The sequence below is a fragment of the Escherichia sp. UTM R2 genome, assembly GCF_048593455.1.
In the GTDB taxonomy this organism is placed as follows: domain Bacteria; phylum Pseudomonadota; class Gammaproteobacteria; order Enterobacterales; family Enterobacteriaceae; genus Escherichia; species Escherichia coli.
In genome coordinates, this window is sequence record NZ_JBFWDY010000002.1 from 1,786,294 (window position 1) to 1,804,282 (window position 17,989).

A 17,989-nucleotide genomic window follows, 5' to 3' on the forward strand; every position below is an offset into this window, starting at 1 on the left:
CCGTAAAAAGAACAGCTATTTGAAACTCCTGAGGGTTTGCTGTTGAAACGCCGTCTTATTATTGCTGCTTCTTTGTTCGTTTTTAACTTATCGTCTGGTTTTGCGGCGGAAAACATTCCTTTTTCACCTCAGCCTCCAGAGATTCATGCCGGGTCCTGGGTACTGATGGATTACACCACCGGACAGATCCTCACCGCGGGTAATGAGCATCAACAGCGCAATCCCGCCAGCCTGACAAAGCTGATGACGGGTTATGTCGTGGATCGCGCTATCGATAGTCATCGAATTACGCCAGACGATATTGTCACCGTAGGGCGCGATGCGTGGGCGAAAGATAATCCAGTGTTTGTCAGTTCTTCACTGATGTTTTTGAAAGAGGGCGATCGCGTATCGGTACGTGATTTAAGCCGTGGTTTAATTGTGGATTCCGGAAATGATGCTTGTGTTGCACTGGCTGACTATATTGCCGGTGGGCAACGGCAGTTTGTTGCAATGATGAACAACTATGCCGAGAAGCTGCATCTCAAGGATACACATTTTGAAACAGTGCATGGTCTGGATGCACCAGGCCAACATAGCTCGGCTTATGATTTAGCTGTGCTTTCTCGCGCTATCATCCACGGCGAGCCCGAGTTTTATCATATGTACAGTGAGAAAAGCCTCACCTGGAACGGTATCACCCAGCAAAACCGTAACGGGTTATTGTGGGATAAAACCATGAATGTTGACGGCCTGAAAACGGGTCATACTTCTGGTGCCGGTTTTAACCTCATTGCTTCGGCTGTAGATGGGCAGCGTCGTCTCATTGCAGTGGTAATGGGGGCTGACAGTGCAAAAGGTCGTGAGGAAGAGGCAAGAAAATTACTGCGTTGGGGGCAACAAAACTTTACTACGGTGCAAATTTTGCACCGTGGGAAAAAGGTCGGTACGGAACGCATCTGGTATGGCGATAAAGAAAATATCGCCCTGGGAACGGAACAAGAGTTCTGGATGGTGCTACCGAAAGCCGAAATTCCACATATCAAAGCCAAATATACCCTTGATGGTAAAGAGTTCACCGCGCCAATTAGCGCCCATCAGCGGGTAGGGGAAATTGAACTTACGACGGTGATAAACAGGTGGCGCACTGGCCGCTGGTTACCCTGGAATCTGTCGGAGAAGGCAGCATGTTTTCTCGCCTGAGTGATTATTTCCACCATAAGGCCTGACCTTTCTTTTGCAGCAGACTGGCAGGAGTGCGAGTCTGCTTGCATAATCAACACTCATTCCTTGTGGTTTTAATATTGCAACTATACTGTATATAAAAACAGTATCAATGGAGGCGTCATGAACTACGAGATTAAGCAGGAAGAGAAACGTACCGTTGCAGGTTTCCATCTCGTTGGCCCGTGGGAACAGACGGTAAAGAAAGGCTTTGAGCAGTTGATGATGTGGGTAGATAGCAAAAATATTGTGCCGAAGGAGTGGGTTGCTGTCTATTACGACAATCCAGATGAAACACCCGCCGAAAAATTACGCTGCGACACCGTCGTGACGGTGCCGGGTTACTTTACGCTTCCCGAAAACAGTGAGGGCGTCATTTTGACAGAAATTTCAGGTGGTCAGTATGCGGTGGCGGTAGCTCGTGTAGTCGGTGATGATTTTGCTAAACCCTGGTATCAGTTCTTTAATAGCCTCTTGCAGGACAGTGCTTATGAAATGTTACCAAAGCCCTGCTTCGAGGTTTATTTGAACAATGGCGCGGAAGATGGGTACTGGGATATCGAAATGTATGTTGCGGTGCAGCCAAAACATCACTAATTCATCTCAGGGCGGTGTGTTGACGCGATGACCACTCTTTTTTTTGAAAGCGAAAAGAGTAAGATGCGCCTTTCAATTTTTTCGCTCCTGCCGGGAAATTACACTGTTCCCGGTTTGTCCGTCGGATAATTCAGAGGCGCGCCTTCTGGCCGACAGATGAGTTATGAGCGCTTTTAATCTTCATTACGGAGTTTCTGCGTGCGTGCCGATAAGTCATTAAGCCCGTTTGAAATCCGGGTATACCGCCATTACCGCATTGTGCATGGTACTCGGGTCGCGCTGGCATTCCTGCTCACTTTTCTCATTATCCGCCTGTTTACTATCCCGGAAAGCACCTGGCCGCTGGTCACCATGGTGGTGATTATGGGGCCAATCTCGTTCTGGGGTAACGTTGTCCCTCGCGCCTTCGAACGTATTGGCGGTACGGTGTTGGGTTCGATTTTAGGTCTTATCGCTCTGCAGCTGGAGTTAATTTCGTTACCGCTGATGTTAGTCTGGTGCGCGGCGGCGATGTTTCTTTGCGGTTGGCTGGCGCTGGGCAAGAAACCGTATCAAGGATTATTGATTGGGGTGACGCTGGCAATTGTTGTTGGTTCCCCGACAGGTGAAATTGATACGGCGTTATGGCGAAGCGGCGATGTGATCCTCGGCTCTTTACTGGCAATGTTGTTTACCGGTATCTGGCCACAACGGGCGTTCATCCACTGGCGCATTCAACTGGCGAAAAGTCTGACCGAGTATAATCGGGTCTATCAATCTGCATTCTCACCGAACTTACTCGAACGCCCACGTCTGGAAAGCCATCTACAAAAACTCTTGACCGATGCTGTGAAAATGCGTGGGCTGATTGCGCCCGCCAGCAAAGAAACTCGTATTCCAAAATCGATATATGAAGGTATCCAGACCATTAATCGCAATCTGGTTTGTATGCTGGAGTTGCAAATCAATGCGTACTGGGCCACGCGCCCCAGCCATTTCGTGTTATTGAACGCGCAAAAACTTCGTGATACCCAGCATATGATGCAGCAAATACTGCTGAGCCTTGTTCATGCGCTGTACGAAGGTAATCCGCAGCCGGTTTTTGCCAATACGGAAAAATTGAACGATGCTGTGGAAGAGCTGCGTCAGTTGCTCAATAACCACCATGACCTGAAGGTTGTGGAAACACCAATCTATGGTTATGTGTGGCTGAACATGGAGACGGCACATCAGCTTGAGTTGCTATCGAATCTGATTTGCCGGGCCTTGCGCAAATAATTCCTGAACTTCAGAATCATCTTGCTGCTGCTTCGATTCAGCAAGGATAAAGGGTATGATAGTGAAAAGGGATAAAAGCATTGTCATCTGCGGCAGCTATGAGTAATGTTGGCCCTAACGAATAGCGGTTGCTTAAACGAATCCGACTCTCACATTATCAGGGGTATAAAAATGGAAACTACCAAGCCTTCATTCCAGGACGTACTGGAATTTGTTCGTCTGTTCCGTCGTAAGAACAAACTGCAACGTGAAATTCAGGACGTTGAGAAAAAGATCCGTGACAACCAGAAGCGCGTCCTGCTGCTGGACAACCTGAGCGATTACATCAAGCCGGGGATGAGCGTTGAAGCAATCCAGGGCATCATCGCCAGCATGAAAGGTGACTATGAAGATCGTGTTGACGATTACATCATCAAAAATGCCGAGCTCTCCAAAGAACGCCGCGATATCTCCAAAAAGCTGAAAGCTATGGGCGAAATGAAAAACGGCGAAGCGAAGTAATTCCTGTTTTATTCAATGAGGGTTGCCCGGCAACCCTCATTGCTCATTGATTCTTTTCTGTGTATCACCGTCATCATTCTCATCTGAGAACCTGTCGAAATTAGCGACAGACATCTTCTGTATGCAGCAAGGCAAAAAGTTCTGTAACTCCATGGTTATTAACCGCATTGGTTACTAACACGTTGTGCGCTCCGGCTTCCCGTAACCAACTTTTCACCAAAGATATTTGTTCCATGCTGGCTAAATCTGCTTTGGTTACTACTCCAATGACCGGGTGATTCATGGCCCGGTAGGGCGTTTTTACCTCTAATTCCTGCTTCAGCGCTGAGATTCCTGCTTGTTGCCGGAAAAGCAGGCACCTGCCGTCTGAACGGTATCGATCCGGAAGCGTATCTGCGCCATATTCTGAGCATACTGCCGGAATGGCCCTCCAACCGTGTTGACGAACTCCTGCCATGGAACGTAGTTCTCACCAATAAATAAGCGTCAATACGGTGCTCCGTTGACGCTTACTTTAATCCGTTTTCTGAGCTTAGATTTTTCTGTTCCTACCCAGACCGTGGATTTGGAATTCATTTTTTGTCAGGTCAATGCTAATCGTTAAAACGGCCATAACGCACCTCCACTGGAAGGTTTATCAGTAATATCCTACCGTTGCTTCATGGTCGGGGCGTCCATTCCATTATTATCGGTTTTCCTTTCTGTTTATAAATGAAAACGCCAGCTGTATTCAGGCTGGCGTCAGGGGAAATGAAGCCTGTTGAGTGAGATTCACCGGTTCTGGTGCAGAAGCTGCAGATGGCGCAGGGTAAGGACATCTTCTCTTGCCTGCTTAATACAGGACAACAGTGCTGTTTCTGTGGTTAATGGCACTATACCCTGCATCACTGCATTGTCTTACAGCAACTGGTGAGGGCTGGCATAAGTTGCCGGTGTTTCGGTAGAGTCACGGTCATCCACCACGCGGAGTGAATAACCTTTTTCAGCGGCCTTATTAATCAGTTCAGTGATATTAACACCATCAATGTCAACGACAATGTGCCCCATATCCAGCGCCTGTACGTTAACGCTGTCGGCTTCCAGTGTCATCATTTCGCCTCCGGATACTTACCCAGGGTAATGTTATTTACCGTTCTGTAATTGTCGCGGGTCATCAGGCCGGTCGCCCTGCGAGCCCGGAGGATATCGATGCTGTTTATTAACTGAGAGCGGGTACAGGCGCTGAATCCCGGCTGGTCGGTAGCACCAGCGCGTATTTTTCCACGAGAAAGTTCACCGCATCACACAGTGAAATGCCTGCCTCAATATGCTGCTCAATCACACGTTCATCGGCAAAAGGTGTGTCATTCAGTGTGAGGCCATAGTGCTGGTCCAGCAGTCGGGACAGCAGTATCTGCCAGATTTCAACAGGAGACGGGCGAGAACTGGTCGCCTGCCCGGGTAATACAGGTAATGTTTTCATACTGAAGATTTTCCTGATATGCAGATATAAAAATGGAAAAGTGGCGTGGTGAAAACACCAGGCCGTAGCAGAAGGCTATTCTGGAGAGTTAATTTTTCATTTCGGGCGTCGGATAAACAGCCAGATAAACGTAACCACAACTGCTGAGGGTATCGGCTTTGCAGGTCAGCCCTTTTGCATACAGCGTGACGGTATGCTGATGGCGGGGATTCAGTTCACCGCTGGTGAGCATGAGTTCCAGTTGTTTCATCAGCAGCGGAAAGGCCTGGTCCAGGTGGTACGCATCTGCATCGCTGAACAGGCCTCTGATACCGGCGCGGTCGGCAAGGTAATGCAACCGGTTACCCTCCTGCACCAGACGTGCCCCGAAACAGGGCGTCACGGTGCAGGGCAGCCCCCACCAGGGGCGGTCGTGATTGTCGTCGGGAAGTGTTGTCCCGGGGAGTGTGTCTGACACGATAAAATCCTTACAGAAAATCGGCTAAGAATGGTCCGGTAGTGGCGATAATTCTGCTCATCAGAATTCCCACTCAGTTCAGGGTGACGCTCATCAGCCGGACATACGGACCAAAACTGTCCTTACGGCGTTCAGCAAACACGGCCAGCACACCGGGAATACCCGGCAAACCAAAAGTATGGGTTGTTGTCTGGCGGCAACGATGTATCCACTCGCCCACTGACTGTTTTTTACGTCAGTGTTCCATTGTGTGACAACCACAGTGCTGTAACAGCAACCAGCCTGCTTTACCCAAACTCCAGTCCAGATTTTAACTGAACCGCCATTCACACCCTGACCACGCTGCCCGTACCGGGACGGCTGTTGCCTGCGTGTCGTCTGGCGGCTGAGGAATATGACTATGTACGCAAAATCCTTTATCGCTCTTGATGGCAACGGACGTCTGACGGGCGCCCGTACTGCACAGGCCGCACCTTATGCTAACTACACCTGCCACTTGTGTGGCAGTGCACTCAGATACCATCCGCAATACGACACTGAACTTCCCTGGTTTGAACACACTGACGACAGGCTGACAGAGCACGGTCAACAGTGCCCTTATGTCAGGCCGGAGCGCAGAGAAATACAGTTGATTAAACGTCTGCAGCAATTCGTACCGGATGCCTTACCCGTGGTGCGTAAAGCCAGCTGGCACTGCAGACAATGTCACCACGATTATTATGGGGAGCGGTACTGCACACACTGCCAGACCGGAGGATTCAGTATTCCCCGGACAACTCAGGAGGAAATATGCGAATTCTGAACTGTTATATGGCGAATGACAGCAAAGGCCATTTTGTTACGGCGAAAGAAGCAGCGAAGCACAACCGCCAGGACGTTTTGTGCTGTGTGTCCTGTGGATGCCCGTTAACACTTCAGCGGGGCAATGACGGACAACCACCGTGGTTTGAACATGATCAGATGACTGTCGCTGAGAAAATCCTGCTGCGATGCACCTGGCTTGACCCGGCAGAGAAAGAGGCCCGTCGTTTGCATCTGCAGGGTATGACGGTTCCGGATTATACGGTGAAGGTGAGAAAGTGGTTTTGTGTGATGTGTGACGAAAATTATGAGGGGGAAAAGTGCTGCCCGAGTTGTGGTACCGGGGTATACAGCAGGGAGGGGGGCAGGAGGGCAACTGGAAGGATAGGAACTGAGCGGTTCAGTCGCGGAAATCAGTTGCAGAGCTGTAATGATATCTCCGGGAGTGCTGCGTTGGTAGGGGCATCCCGGGATAGAGAAATTTTAGCACTTTGCCCTGAATGATTGTAGACGTCCCGAGTACTCGTACCGGTCTGAGTTATTACAGTTAGATATTCACTTTTTCTCCCGCATACTTCACATCTGTCAACGACGGATGAAAAGTGGTTCTTCCGCAACCTGGGTGGAAGAAAATGGATGAAACTTTCTGGCGAACAAGGATCTAAGCTGTTTTAAGTTATGGGCAACGCAATGCACTCTCTTAAGACACTTCTACAGTTACCTTGCGGATGGCGATGCAGTCGACAAATTATTAGCTCTGACGGTATAACCCTCCATCTCCACGGAAAACGCAAAACAGCACAATGTCCTGAATGCTTTAAGCGTAGCGACTCTGTTCATAGTTGTCGTCGGCGCCGGATACAGCATCTACCCTGCTCAGGGCAGACGCTATGGCTTGTATTTTCCGTCCGCCACTGGTACTGCCGTAACCCGGCTTGTTCACGTAAAATTTTTGCCGAGTCGCTTGCTCCCTTCGCCAGTTCACACCAGCAGTCTTCACAGGCGTTACAAAATTAACAACGTCAACTGGGATTAATAGCTGGAGGTGAGGCTGGAAAACGGGCTGCAACGGCAGTGGGTCTCCGTTTCAGTGCTGATACTCTTCTTCGCAGGCTTATCAATACCCCGGAGACGAAACAGTCAGGCGCGCCTCATGTCGGTATTGATGAGTGGGCGTGGCATCGGGGCCACTGCTGCGGTATGTTAATAGTCAATCCTGATACTCACCGTCCCCTCGTCCTGCTTCCCGGCCGTGATCAGCGTACGCTGGCGACCTGGTTCAGAAAATATCCGGAAATACAGGTTGTCTCGCGTGATCGCAGTGGAGTCTATGCGACAGCAGCACGTGAAGGTGCACCTCAGGCCAGACAGGTGGCCGATCGATGGCACCTGCTAAAAAATATTGGTGATGAGCCTGAACGAATGATGTACAGATATATGCCTCTGATACGTCTTGTTGTCCGAGAGTTATCACTGAAGAAATCACCTGAGCCAGAAATATCTGTGCCTGTAGCATCGCTCCGTCGTCTGGAACGCCTTAAACAGCACATCCGCAAAAAACGGCATCAGCGTTGGACAGAGGTTATGGCCCTGCATAACAAGGGATGTAGTTTCAGGGAAATATCCCGTATTACAGGCCTGTCGCGAGTGACAGTCAGTCGCTGGGTGGGTTCAGGAACATTCCCTGAAATGTCAACTAGGCCTCCAAAGCGAGGGCTTCTGGACCCATGGAGGGAGTGGTTAAAAGAGCAACGAGAATGTGGTAATTATAACTCCGGCCGGATATGGCGGGAAATGGTGGCCAGGGGGGTTACAGGCAGTGAAACCATCGTCAGGGATGCTGTTGCCAAATGGCATAAAGGCTGGATCCCACCGGTTACTACTGCCGCAAGACTTCCTTCAGTGTCCCGGGTAAGCCGCTGGTTGATGCCCTGGAGAATAATCAGGGGTGAAGAAAATTATGCTTTCCGATTTATTAGTCTGATGTGTGAAAAAGAACCGGAGTTGAAAATAGCGCAGCAACTGGTACTCGAGTTCTACCGTATTCTGAAAACCTAAAATAAATCACAGCTAAGCAGCTGGTTCACTCGGGTCCACGAAAGCGGCTCAGCAGAACTTCGGTGCGTAGCTGCGGGGATGGAAGCTGATGCTGCGGCTATATGTGAGGCAATCAGCAGTCGCTGGAGTACTGGTGTTGTCGAAGGTCATGTAAATCGCCTGAAGGTGCTGATACGCCAGATGTATGGTCGAGCCGGACTTGAACTACTTAGGCGGAGGGTAATGAGTCCACTGGCATGAAAATCTTCACCTAGGTTGAGGAAGAGCCACTTTTGCACTGTTCGTGACAGTATGGCCTTTATGTACTCACTTTGTTACCGGTAGCTGGATCATCACTACCGTGCCGCAAATGGTGGTGAACAGCATCAATTGTGGAATGAATGTTGCCGAAGCGACCAATGCGCCTCGTTTCCACCATCAGTGGTTGCCGGACGAGCTGCGTGTTGAAAAGGGTTTAGTCCGGATACGCTCAAGCTGCTGGAAGCAAAAGGTCAGAAAGTGGCGCTGAATGAGGCGATGGGCAGCACGCAAAGCATTATGGTTGGGTCGGATGGTGAGTTGTACGGCGCATCCGACTCGCGCTTGGTGGATGATTTAACGGCGGGGTATTAATTGACATCCCCCGGCGCAATGTGCCGGGGGATAATGGTTTTATGCGGTCAATAATCGTCCGGGATTATCGATACAGAGTTTTTTGAGGATCGTTTTATCGACGCCGCGCTCCGCCAGATAGGCCAGAAAAACATCTGGAACAAATCCCCAGCCATTACCGCCATTTTTAGCCCACATTTGTTTAAGGAAGACATCGTGGCTGAGAACAAGCTGATCGGCGTATCCCAACTCAATGAGATGAGCGACGGCATCGGCAGTCTCCTGCACCCCTGGCGCTATTCCCTCTTTCGGGAAGGTAATGTCTAGGCCAATCATGTCGAATTCCAGCCAGACACCTTTATCAAGCATTTTCCGCTGATACGCCACGTCTTTTCCTGACGGATCCGAGTGTGCGAGAGAGACTTTATTTGGCGAGACGCCCATTTCACCTAACACAATGTCGAGTACTTCATCACCGCGACGAAGCCAGCCCGGCATGTGAATATTCATCGCCACATGAGGATTGTTAATCTGTGCCAGCGAGGCAGCCCGCAAGCTGTTATGCTCGGCTTCGGTAAATGTCGGTGAGACACCTATTTCACCGATCATTCCGGCACGAATATCCGTATCGCCAATCCCTTGATTCAATTCTTTATCGATCGTTGTCGCTAGTTCATCAACCGTTTTATGAATTCTCTGGCTTTCAAATTTTTCCAGGTAGGGACCGGAGGAAGCAACAATATTCAGACCTGTTTTTAATGCGACTTCTCGTAATGCCTGCGCATCTCGTCCGATAGACTCAGACCCTGTGGCATCAACAATGGTGCGACCACCGAGCGAGATAAAGTTATTAATTTCGAAGATCACATCTTCAATAGGTTTGCGGTCCATATTATCAGCGCAGCAATAAGGATCGTGTTTTAATGCCCACTGGATTTCTGCCGTGACTTTTTTATCAACAAGCTGTTGTGAAAAAGGATAGCAAGGAGCATCCACAACAGAGGAAAGATCGTTGAACAGATGTTCATGAGGAAGTGTTAGCCCCATATCTTCACGGGCGACGGGGCCCGTCACAGTTTGTAGATAATCTTTCATGATTATACCTCCATTTTCTTCATTGTTTTCGAGGCTCTGTATTCCGGAATAGTGGTAACAATTGCACCGACCAGTGCAAACAGTGTTCCGATGATCGTGACCAGATAAACGGTATTGCCCAGCGATGGAATTAATACGTCAATCAATACTGATCCCAGTAACTGGCCCGCCGTTGAAGCAACCCCCAGCATCAGTAACCCCAGACCCCTGACCAAAATGGCCATTAAACCGATAGACATTAGTCCAAGCGGGCCGCCAAGATACATCCACCAGACATCTGGTAATTGAACAGTGACGTGCCCTAATGCGACACGAATAGCTAGCGCTGTGCCTAAAACACAAAATCCAACGATGAAATTCCAGGTGATTGAAACCAGCATGGATCCCGTAGCTTCAGCTACTTTTGCATTTCCAGCGGGCTGCCATCCTGCAAGCAAACCAGCTAAGAACGGAAGAATGGCAAGTAAAATGAAAGAGGTAGAATGCCACTGCGGTGACACAACAAAAATCGTAGCAATAACCGCAAATAATGCACCGATGATGCGATAAGGGGTAAAGTATTTTTTCTCGTCGACACCGATACCAAAGCGATCGCAAAGTAAACCAGACAGCAATAGCGCGGAGATCAGTGCGGTCTGAAACGTTGCGACCCCGAGTGCGCTGGCTGATGCGCCTTCAGAAAATACCACCATCGCTCCACAGAGACCGGCAAACCAGTTCCAGAGAGGAACTTTTCGGTTTTTAATCAGAGAAGGAATTGCCGCAAATTGTTGCCGGATTTCTTTTCGCGCCATAATAATAAAAAACATCACGACTAAACCACTGGCAAAGGAGATAACTGCGCATGCATTACCGTCCTGTAACCAGTGACCTAATTGACCATTCACCGCTGATTGCATAGGGGAGAGCATACCCGCAAGAATCGTGGCAAGCACCCATAAGGGAGTTGAGTACTTATTCTTTTTCATACATCAATCCTTCTATTATAGTAAATGGAGTAACTGGTGTTACCCCATTATTATTATTATCTTGCAATATGAGTCAGTATATTTACCCACAACGCGGTATAGAACGGCCAGGACATAAACTGCTGTGTACCCCAGTGCGGTGAACAGTCACTCATAAAGCAGGCTATTTTCCCGTTGTGATAGTTACCAAAGACCAGTAATGGATCGTTGTTTATTGTTAATACCACCTCAGCATTTTCTTTAGCGATCGCCCGGTTATAACCTAGGAAAAAAGGATATTCAGAGAACCCTTTAATAACCGGATGGTCAGGTTGTGATGGCTGTGCAATAACACCCTCTGGTTTTTCGACACGATCGTCACCATCTAACATCGTAACCGGGAGCACATCAGCCAGAACTGTATTTTTATAATTGGCTTTTGCTTCAATTCCCATGAATGAGAGATAGCCGCCAATCATCAATAACCCACCACCGTTATTCACATATTATTTAATCAGTTCGAGAGCGTTTGGTTTTATGCGAAGCTGATAAAAAGTATCATTTTGTAGCAGGAAAGTATTACTACCAATATCACTAATAACGATGGCATCATATTGTTCTAACTGTGCCACATCTTCAGGGAAGGCAATTTGTACCGTATGTGCCGGCATATAGGTGACATCTACCTGACTATTTTTCAGACATTGGAGTAACCAGGTCGCACCTTCTTCATATTTACTTGAGGTAAAACTGTCATATCCTTTTGAATGAATCATATGAATATGCCAGGATTCTCCAATAAAGAGCACCTTTAGTGATTTTTTGGTGTTATTCATTCTCTGTCCCTTCTTAATGCGTAAAAATAGTTTGCTGATAATGTATACTCTGAATTCGATGTATCACAGATTCATGTTCAGGCATGTCGGAAGCATTGCTTGTCTCCACCGCCAGGGATGCAAAGGCGCTGGCATAACACAGTGCTGATTCCAGTGATTTTCCTTTCGCAAGTCCTGATGCCAGAGCGCCGTTAAAAGCATCCCCGGCTCCTGCCGTATTTTTAACGACCGCTGGAAACGCTGGCGAATGAATGAATTTTTTGCCATCAAATGCGAGCGAGCCCTTGCTACCGAGCGTGATAACGGTGTTTTTTACCCCTTTATTGTGGATAGCTTCTGCAGCTCGTTTAGCTGATTCAAGATCGTGTACGTCTATGCCGGACAGTAAACCAGCTTCTGTTTCATTGGGGGTGATATAATCAACATCCTGAATAAGTTCGTTGACGATATCATTATAGGGTGCCGGGTTAATAATGACCGGGATACTGTTTTTTTGCGCCAATGTGATCGCTTGTTGCAGAGCGGTATAATTTGTTTCGAGCTGCAGAAGTATGACATCAGAATTAATAATCGCTTCTTTCTGAATAGTTATTTCATCGGACGACATTGTCATGTTGGCACCGGGATAGATCGCAATAACATTATCGCCAGTACCTTCATTAACAAGGATCGTGGCAGTTCCGGTTTGCGTTTCTTTCGTTTGATAAATTATACTTTTATAAATCTTAGACGAATTCATAAAGTTGATCGCATAATCACTAAAGTGATCTGTACCTACTTTTGTTATGAAATAAACATCAGTATCGGCAAAGCTTGCTGCCAGCGCCTGGTTACAACCTTTTCCCCCCGGTGAAAATATAAAATTACTTGCCAGAAGCGATTCTCCGATAGTGGGAAGCCTCGGCAAATAACTGATGATATCAACATTAAACGAACCAATAACGCATACTTGACTTTTCATAGTTGAGTGGCCTTTTTTTATTCCCTAGGCTGTATCATAATTTTCAAGCGCATAAGCGATTTCATTTTTCGCAATAGTATCAAGCGAGTCTAGGACGATAAAAGCACCGCCATGATATCGAGTCAGATAGCCAAGTCTGGCAAGTTCATTAAGATCTGATCGAATAGTTTCTTTCGTTACATTGAGGCTATTGGACAGATCGGATACTTTTACAGAACCGAATTTACTGAGTCGTTTCAATATTTCATGATGGCGTTCAAATTTCATGCTTCACCTCACTTCAGTTACGTTAATATCTGTCGATGTATATTGATGTGATAATCACCATAAAGTGGTGGGGAAAAGCAAAAAAAATCAAAAATAGCCGGAGAAAAGGTAAGCGTTAATGGAGAATCATATTGATGCTTATTTATTGGTGAGAACTACGTTCCATGGCAGGAGTTCATCAATACGGTTGGAAGGTTATTCCGGCAGTACGCTCAGGATATGGCGCAGATACTCTTCCGGATCAATGTCGTTCAGAAGGCAAGTGCCGATAAGCCCATACAACAGTGCACTGCGCTCGCCGTCGAAGAACATAAAGTTTTTATTTCCGAGACAGATGGCACAAAGGGCTTTTTCCGCGGCATTATGTCTGCCTCCGCCTGACCGTCAACACTGTAATAACAGAGTGCGCCCCACTGATTCAGTACACAGCTGAACCATTCTCCCAGTCTGGATTTTTGGACAGCGTGGCATTTTTCTCCACCATCCACGCATGCAGTGAGTCCAGTAACAGTTTGCTCTTCCTCTGCCTGACCACAAGATGTTCTGGTTCTGGCATACTGAATTTGGCCACCTGAGCATAGGTAATATGCTCACCTTAGAACAACACAGATGCTCCAATGAAAAAAGGAAATTTCAGCGCAGAGTTTAAACGCGAATCCACTCAACTAGTTGTTAACCAGAACTTTACGGTGGCAGGTACCATCCAAAGCTATGGATGTCGGTCTTTCCACAATGACAAGATAAGTCAAACAACTGCGTAATGAGCATCAGAGCAAAACACCAAAAGCCTCTCTGATGACACCAGAACAAATCGAAATACGTGAGCTGAGGAAAAAGCGGCAACGTATTGAAATAGAGAATGAAATATTAGAAAAGGCTACGGCGCTCTTGATGTCAGACTCCCTAAACAGTTCTCGATAATCGAGAAGCTCAGAGCGCATTATCTGGTGATAGCACTCTGCCATGTGTGCAGGATTCATCGAAGCAGCTACAGAGATTGGAAAAACCGTCCTGAAAAAAAGACGGTAGACGGGCTGTATTACGTAGTCAGGTAATTGAGCTTAATGGCGGAGCAAGGAACATCGCCACAATTGCAACCCGGAGAGACTACCAGATGGGACGCAAGCTTGCTGGCAGTCTCATGAAAGAACAGGGGCTGGTCAGCTGTCAGCCGTTGACCCTCCGGTACAGGCATGGCAGTCATGAACTTGTAGCTATCCTAAGAACTTGAAGGGCGCTTAGCTGTGACACAGCTAAATCAAGTATGGTGACGTGACCTATATCTGGACTGGTAAACGATGGGGATACCCGCTTACGCGAGAGCAATAAGTGGCTGGCCACCATTCTCGATACAAAACTCTGCTGAATAGCAGCGATTTTCCCAGCGTGGTGCGTCTTTTGCATTTTACTGGTTCTGAGTTATCAATTATCTGTTCACTAATGACTACTCTAAAAAGTTGTATCAATTTAAGTGATATAGGGAGTCCGGAGATTCACCCTTTTTGGTGATGAAGTTAACAATACCGCCAATTGCCTGTGAACCGTACAGTACGGAATATGGACCTTTCACTACCTCAACACGCTCCAGCGCAGACTCATCTATCAACAGTCCCACACCATAATTATCTCCGGCGCGCTGATAAGTTACCTCCTGACCATCAATGAGAATTAAAACACGGGAGGATGCTTCGCCACGAATGCGGATTTGTTTACGGCCTGCCAAGGAGTTGTCTGTTATCTCTACTCCGGGGATGTCCTGCAAATTATCGGCTATGGAGGCATTGGTGGAGTTCTGCAATGTTTGTTGGTCAATAACCTGTATAGTCGCCGGGCTTTCCCAAAGGTTGCTTGCCGAACGATTCGTGGTCACGACGAGCGTCTCTTCGTTGCTGATTTTTGTTTCTGAAGAAGTTGCGGTTGCAGTAGAAACTATCCCAGAAATGCATAATGACAGAGTGGAAAGGATATAAATTCGACAAGGTATATTATATAACATTTCATCCCTCATTAATACAAAGTACAAATGATTGCTGTAATGATAATTATTTTCATTTATGTTCTCATATATCTATAATTATTGTCATCTTCATAAATTGTAAATATCAAACATTTTTGACCTTAATCATGTTTTTTGATAGATATTTTACGACTGAACATATCCGTCGTTTCCTCTGACTCGTGTCAGTCGGTCTCTGGTTGTATCCACGGACCGCACTCTTGACATAAGAGTGCGGTCCGTGGAAAACGGAGTTGAAAAAATGGTGTCTGAAAGAAGGTACCATCATTGTGATGACAAATACTTTGGCGTGGATAATGTAATTAATTGCTGAAATTGACCGTATATGCGGTAAGACTCATATCAGTATCAGGTCCGGTTAATTGCTGATACTAATATAAACTTTTTACAAAAGGATGAATGCAGAAGGTTACTCTAATGGCCAGAGTGATGACAATGATGGTCAGACGTTGACCTGCAGAAACTGCATTTTAATTGGTCTATAAAGTCTGCAAGAGGAATCAGGGTCAGATCAGTGAGTCTTATCGCGGCCCGAAGCTATGACTGAAAGAAGGCTGGATACAGAATTGCAACAATTTGGCAATGTCAGAACACAGAAGCTTTGCAAGCAGGTGAAAGGTTATGTCTAGCAAAAGGAGTATATCAGAATATATCTACTGATGTACAAAACACAACAATAGCTTCATGATATATAAATACGTGATGACGAGTGGTACTCCGCATGGTTATTTAACTTCTCAGCACCACTAATGATCCTGAGCAACTTCGTATTTGGGCCATTACCATGGAGTAGAAAGCTGTGTCTGAGAATGCAGAATTTGAGAAAAGAATTCGCTTTCTTGGAGAGCTTCTGAAAATGGCACGCTAACAACGTTTTGTTAAAAAATGTGAATCACTTGCCGGGGCTGCATTTTCTATTCGAGGAGAATGTTGACGTAGATATTACAGAAATCTCAGCGCATCAGGATAAACTGCTACCTTAGGTCAACCACCAAAAGAAAATACAATACGTCCAGTTTGTATGCCTTTAATAACACATCTTCTAAATGTTGAAGAATTATCCCGCCTGCTGAAGAACGTTGCTCTGAGTGTGATAAACCTTTTTATTCTTGATGATGTCAGCGAGAAGATGGAATATATCCCCGACTGGGTCGTGGTTACCCGGTTAAACATCTGGTGGCGCTAATAAATCTGGCAAGTCACATTCTGTTGAATGCTGTGACAGTGCCTTACCGAGAGAGCGAAATTGTGGTGTTCTAGTGCATAGTCGCCACCATTCCGGATAATTCTATTACGTTGTTTTACAAGTTCTTTTACAGCGCAGATCTGTCGCTGACGTTGAATCAATAGCCTGGATTTCAGAACACAATGCCCGTTTGCTGGTTGTTCCGGCAGTAGCATTAATTCATTATCTGAATGAAATGTGTCAATCCACAGAAACCGCTGTCAATGACGCATTTTGTCGGACGTTAACACGAGAAAGTCTGGCTATTCCGTAATGCCATCTTATTTCGTAATGGATTGAGAATGCTGGATTTTTAATTATATTACGCGCAGTATTAATCGCGTAAATGTTTTGCGGTCAGCAACGGTGGGGGATCCATTGTTCTGTTCAATGAATACCATCATACATTTGAATCAGGAGTCGGTATGATGATTTTGGTGACGGGGGGCGCACGGAGCGGGAAGAGTCGCCACGCAGAGGCGCTTATTGGGGACTCTTCACAGGTTCTGTATATCGCTACCTCGCAAATCCTTGATGATGAGATGGCTGCACGGATAGAACATCATCGGCAAGGCCGCCCGGAGCACTGGCGCACAGTGGAGCGCTGGCAACATCTTGATGAATTAATTCATGCAGACATTAACCCGAATGAGGTTGTGTTGCTTGAATGCGTTACCACAATGGTGACTAATCTGTTGTTTGATTATGGCGGCGATAAAGACCCTGATGAATGGGATTATCAGGCGATGGAACAGGCGATTAATGCTGAGATTCAGTCGTTGATTGCTGCCTGCCAACGTTGCCCCGCAAAGGTTGTATTAGTGACTAACGAAGTGGGAATGGGGATTGTGCCGGAGAGTCGTCTGGCACGACATTTTCGTGATATTGCCGGGCGGGTAAATCAGCAGTTGGCCGCTGCGGCAAATGAAGTATGGCTGGTGGTTTCGGGTATTGGAGTAAAAATCAAATGAGTAAATTATTTTGGGCGATGCTCTCATTTATTACGCGTCTGCCTGTACCGCGTCGCTGGTCCCAGGGACTGGATTTCGAGCATTATTCTCGCGGTATTATTACTTTTCCTTTGATTGGATTATTGCTTGGCGCGATTAGCGGGCTGGTCTTCATGGTGCTGCAGGCATGGTGTGGCGCACCACTGGCGGCACTGTTTAGCGTACTTGTGCTGGTGCTGATGACCGGGGGATTCCATCTGGACGGCCTCGCTGATACCTGTGATGGCGTATTTTCTGCACGTAGCCGCGATCGCATGTTGGAAATCATGCGTGATAGCCGTTTAGGCACCCACGGCGGTCTGGCATTGATTTTTGTGGTACTGGCAAAGATTCTGGTGTTAAGCGAGTTGGCTCTGCGTGGCGAATCGATCCTTGCATCGCTGGCGGCAGCATGTGCGGTCAGCCGCGGGACTGCCGCATTATTGATGTATCGTCATCGTTATGCGCGGGAAGAAGGGCTTGGCAATGTGTTCATTGGCAAAATTGATGGGCGACAAACCTGCGTCACACTCGGCTTAGCCGCTATTTTTGCTGCCGTATTATTGCCGGGTATGCATGGTGTGGCTGCTATGGTGGTGACGATGGTGGCGATTTTCATCCTCGGTCAGCTTCTCAAACGTACGCTGGGCGGGCAAACGGGCGATACGCTGGGAGCAGCCATAGAGCTTGGTGAACTGGTCTTCCTGCTGGCACTGCTATAAAGA

At 47.3% G+C, this 17,989-nt stretch carries 10 protein-coding genes and 16 pseudogenes; 14 read left to right on the forward strand and 12 right to left on the reverse strand.

Annotated features, from left to right (window positions below; genetic code table 11):
- The first annotated feature begins 42 nt into the window (after window positions 1–42).
- The 4 genes and pseudogenes from dacD to AB4H76_RS09385 all read left to right on the forward strand — a co-directional run bounded on the left by dacD (window position 43) and on the right by AB4H76_RS09385 (window position 3,558).
- Window positions 43–1,208 (forward strand): annotated as a pseudogene (dacD, locus tag AB4H76_RS09370) (serine-type D-Ala-D-Ala carboxypeptidase DacD).
- A 118-nt stretch (window positions 1,209–1,326) separates the two neighbouring features.
- Window positions 1,327–1,800, forward strand: a complete 474-nt coding sequence (gene sbmC / locus AB4H76_RS09375) for a DNA gyrase inhibitor SbmC (RefSeq protein ID WP_001105414.1) — start codon at window positions 1,327–1,329, stop codon at window positions 1,798–1,800.
- A gap of 198 nt (window positions 1,801–1,998) precedes the next feature.
- The gene (locus AB4H76_RS09380; RefSeq protein WP_001200891.1) at window positions 1,999–3,057 is read left to right on the forward strand and encodes an FUSC family protein; all 1,059 of its coding nucleotides are present in this window, start codon (window positions 1,999–2,001) and stop codon (window positions 3,055–3,057) included.
- A 171-nt stretch (window positions 3,058–3,228) separates the two neighbouring features.
- Window positions 3,229–3,558: a DUF496 family protein gene (locus AB4H76_RS09385; RefSeq protein ID WP_000450409.1), complete on the forward strand. Its 330-nt coding sequence runs from the start codon at window positions 3,229–3,231 to the stop codon at window positions 3,556–3,558.
- Window positions 3,559–3,658: 100 nt separating this feature from the next.
- On the opposite strand, the pseudogene AB4H76_RS09390 reads toward AB4H76_RS09385, so the two are convergent.
- Window positions 3,659–3,844 (reverse strand): annotated as a pseudogene (locus AB4H76_RS09390) (EutP/PduV family microcompartment system protein); the annotation flags it as partial.
- A 59-nt stretch (window positions 3,845–3,903) separates the two neighbouring features.
- On the opposite strand from AB4H76_RS09390, the pseudogene AB4H76_RS09395 reads away from it, so the two are divergent.
- Window positions 3,904–4,041, forward strand: a pseudogene (locus tag AB4H76_RS09395) (transposase domain-containing protein); the annotation flags it as partial.
- A 288-nt stretch (window positions 4,042–4,329) separates the two neighbouring features.
- On the opposite strand, the pseudogene AB4H76_RS09400 reads toward AB4H76_RS09395, so the two are convergent.
- The 5 genes and pseudogenes from AB4H76_RS09400 to AB4H76_RS09420 form a co-directional block, all read right to left on the reverse strand.
- A pseudogene (locus AB4H76_RS09400) lies at window positions 4,330–4,422 on the reverse strand (DUF957 domain-containing protein); the annotation flags it as partial.
- A gap of 33 nt (window positions 4,423–4,455) precedes the next feature.
- On the reverse strand, window positions 4,456–4,650 hold the full coding sequence (locus AB4H76_RS09405) for a DUF5983 family protein (protein ID WP_000988599.1): 195 nt from the start codon (window positions 4,648–4,650) through the stop codon (window positions 4,456–4,458).
- Window positions 4,647–5,020: pseudogene (cbtA, locus tag AB4H76_RS09410) on the reverse strand (type IV toxin-antitoxin system cytoskeleton-binding toxin CbtA). Before cbtA ends, AB4H76_RS09405 begins: the two are co-directional and overlap by 4 nt.
- A gap of 88 nt (window positions 5,021–5,108) precedes the next feature.
- On the reverse strand, window positions 5,109–5,477 hold the full coding sequence (gene cbeA, locus AB4H76_RS09415) for a type IV toxin-antitoxin system cytoskeleton bundling-enhancing antitoxin CbeA (protein ID WP_001285585.1): 369 nt from the start codon (window positions 5,475–5,477) through the stop codon (window positions 5,109–5,111).
- 73 nt (window positions 5,478–5,550) lie between these two features.
- A pseudogene (locus AB4H76_RS09420) lies at window positions 5,551–5,637 on the reverse strand (DUF987 family protein); the annotation flags it as partial.
- Window positions 5,638–5,877: 240 nt separating this feature from the next.
- Between AB4H76_RS09420 and AB4H76_RS09425 the strand changes: the two are divergent.
- The 4 genes and pseudogenes from AB4H76_RS09425 to AB4H76_RS09440 all read left to right on the forward strand — a co-directional run.
- Window positions 5,878–6,279, forward strand: a complete 402-nt coding sequence (locus AB4H76_RS09425; RefSeq protein ID WP_000270974.1) for a putative zinc ribbon protein — start codon at window positions 5,878–5,880, stop codon at window positions 6,277–6,279.
- A pseudogene (locus AB4H76_RS09430) lies at window positions 6,267–6,650 on the forward strand (zinc-ribbon domain-containing protein); the annotation flags it as partial. The gene AB4H76_RS09425 and the pseudogene AB4H76_RS09430, both read left to right, overlap by 13 nt.
- Before the next feature lie 306 nt (window positions 6,651–6,956).
- Window positions 6,957–8,576: pseudogene (locus AB4H76_RS09435) on the forward strand (ISL3 family transposase).
- A gap of 79 nt (window positions 8,577–8,655) precedes the next feature.
- Window positions 8,656–8,948: pseudogene (locus AB4H76_RS09440) on the forward strand (gamma-glutamyltransferase); the annotation flags it as partial.
- Between the two features lie 39 nt (window positions 8,949–8,987).
- On the opposite strand, the gene AB4H76_RS09445 reads toward AB4H76_RS09440, so the two are convergent.
- The 5 genes and pseudogenes from AB4H76_RS09445 to AB4H76_RS09465 all read right to left on the reverse strand — a co-directional run.
- Window positions 8,988–10,022, reverse strand: coding sequence for a phosphotriesterase-related protein (locus AB4H76_RS09445; RefSeq protein WP_000656344.1), 1,035 nt, complete (start codon window positions 10,020–10,022; stop codon window positions 8,988–8,990).
- A 2-nt stretch (window positions 10,023–10,024) separates the two neighbouring features.
- A complete protein-coding gene (locus tag AB4H76_RS09450) occupies window positions 10,025–10,990 on the reverse strand; it encodes a DMT family transporter (protein ID WP_000739825.1) in 966 nt (321 codons plus the stop codon).
- A 56-nt stretch (window positions 10,991–11,046) separates the two neighbouring features.
- A pseudogene (locus AB4H76_RS09455) lies at window positions 11,047–11,805 on the reverse strand (glutamine amidotransferase).
- A 13-nt stretch (window positions 11,806–11,818) separates the two neighbouring features.
- Window positions 11,819–13,033, reverse strand: a pseudogene (locus AB4H76_RS09460) (PfkB family carbohydrate kinase).
- Between the two features lie 195 nt (window positions 13,034–13,228).
- Window positions 13,229–13,589: pseudogene (locus AB4H76_RS09465) on the reverse strand (IS66 family transposase); the annotation flags it as partial.
- A gap of 61 nt (window positions 13,590–13,650) precedes the next feature.
- Between AB4H76_RS09465 and AB4H76_RS09470 the strand changes: the two are divergent.
- Window positions 13,651–14,341, forward strand: a pseudogene (locus tag AB4H76_RS09470) (transposase); the annotation flags it as partial.
- A gap of 187 nt (window positions 14,342–14,528) precedes the next feature.
- Here the strand turns inward: AB4H76_RS09470 and AB4H76_RS09475 are convergent.
- Window positions 14,529–15,029, reverse strand: a pseudogene (locus AB4H76_RS09475) (TonB-dependent receptor plug domain-containing protein); the annotation flags it as partial.
- A gap of 1,179 nt (window positions 15,030–16,208) precedes the next feature.
- Between AB4H76_RS09475 and AB4H76_RS09480 the strand changes: the two are divergent.
- From AB4H76_RS09480 to cobS, 4 genes and pseudogenes are all read left to right on the forward strand, one after another.
- Window positions 16,209–16,397 (forward strand): annotated as a pseudogene (locus tag AB4H76_RS09480) (IS4 family transposase); the annotation flags it as partial.
- Window positions 16,398–16,405: 8 nt separating this feature from the next.
- Window positions 16,406–16,549: pseudogene (locus tag AB4H76_RS09485) on the forward strand (cobalamin biosynthesis protein); the annotation flags it as partial.
- Window positions 16,550–16,700: 151 nt separating this feature from the next.
- Window positions 16,701–17,246 (forward strand): bifunctional adenosylcobinamide kinase/adenosylcobinamide-phosphate guanylyltransferase, encoded by a 546-nt coding sequence (cobU, locus tag AB4H76_RS09490; RefSeq protein ID WP_000973176.1) that lies wholly within the window; start codon window positions 16,701–16,703, stop codon window positions 17,244–17,246.
- Window positions 17,243–17,986, forward strand: a complete 744-nt coding sequence (cobS, locus tag AB4H76_RS09495) for an adenosylcobinamide-GDP ribazoletransferase (protein WP_001326708.1) — start codon at window positions 17,243–17,245, stop codon at window positions 17,984–17,986. The genes cobU and cobS overlap by 4 nt, the downstream gene beginning before the upstream one ends.
- The last annotated feature ends 3 nt before the right edge of the window (window positions 17,987–17,989 follow it).

What these genes read in the sequence shown, in the direction of transcription:
- sbmC (WP_001105414.1), top strand. Translation starts at nt 1,327, where the DNA reads ATGAACTACGAGATTAAGCAGGAAGAGAAACGTACCGTTGCAGGTTTC.
- AB4H76_RS09385 (WP_000450409.1), top strand. Translation starts at nt 3,229, where the DNA reads ATGGAAACTACCAAGCCTTCATTCCAGGACGTACTGGAATTTGTTCGT.
- AB4H76_RS09405 (WP_000988599.1), bottom strand. Translation starts at nt 4,650, where the DNA reads ATGATGACACTGGAAGCCGACAGCGTTAACGTACAGGCGCTGGATATG.
- AB4H76_RS09425 (WP_000270974.1), top strand. Translation starts at nt 5,878, where the DNA reads ATGTACGCAAAATCCTTTATCGCTCTTGATGGCAACGGACGTCTGACG.
- AB4H76_RS09445 (WP_000656344.1), bottom strand. Translation starts at nt 10,022, where the DNA reads ATGAAAGATTATCTACAAACTGTGACGGGCCCCGTCGCCCGTGAAGAT.
- AB4H76_RS09450 (WP_000739825.1), bottom strand. Translation starts at nt 10,990, where the DNA reads ATGAAAAAGAATAAGTACTCAACTCCCTTATGGGTGCTTGCCACGATT.
- cobU (WP_000973176.1), top strand. Translation starts at nt 16,701, where the DNA reads ATGATGATTTTGGTGACGGGGGGCGCACGGAGCGGGAAGAGTCGCCAC.
- cobS (WP_001326708.1), top strand. Translation starts at nt 17,243, where the DNA reads ATGAGTAAATTATTTTGGGCGATGCTCTCATTTATTACGCGTCTGCCT.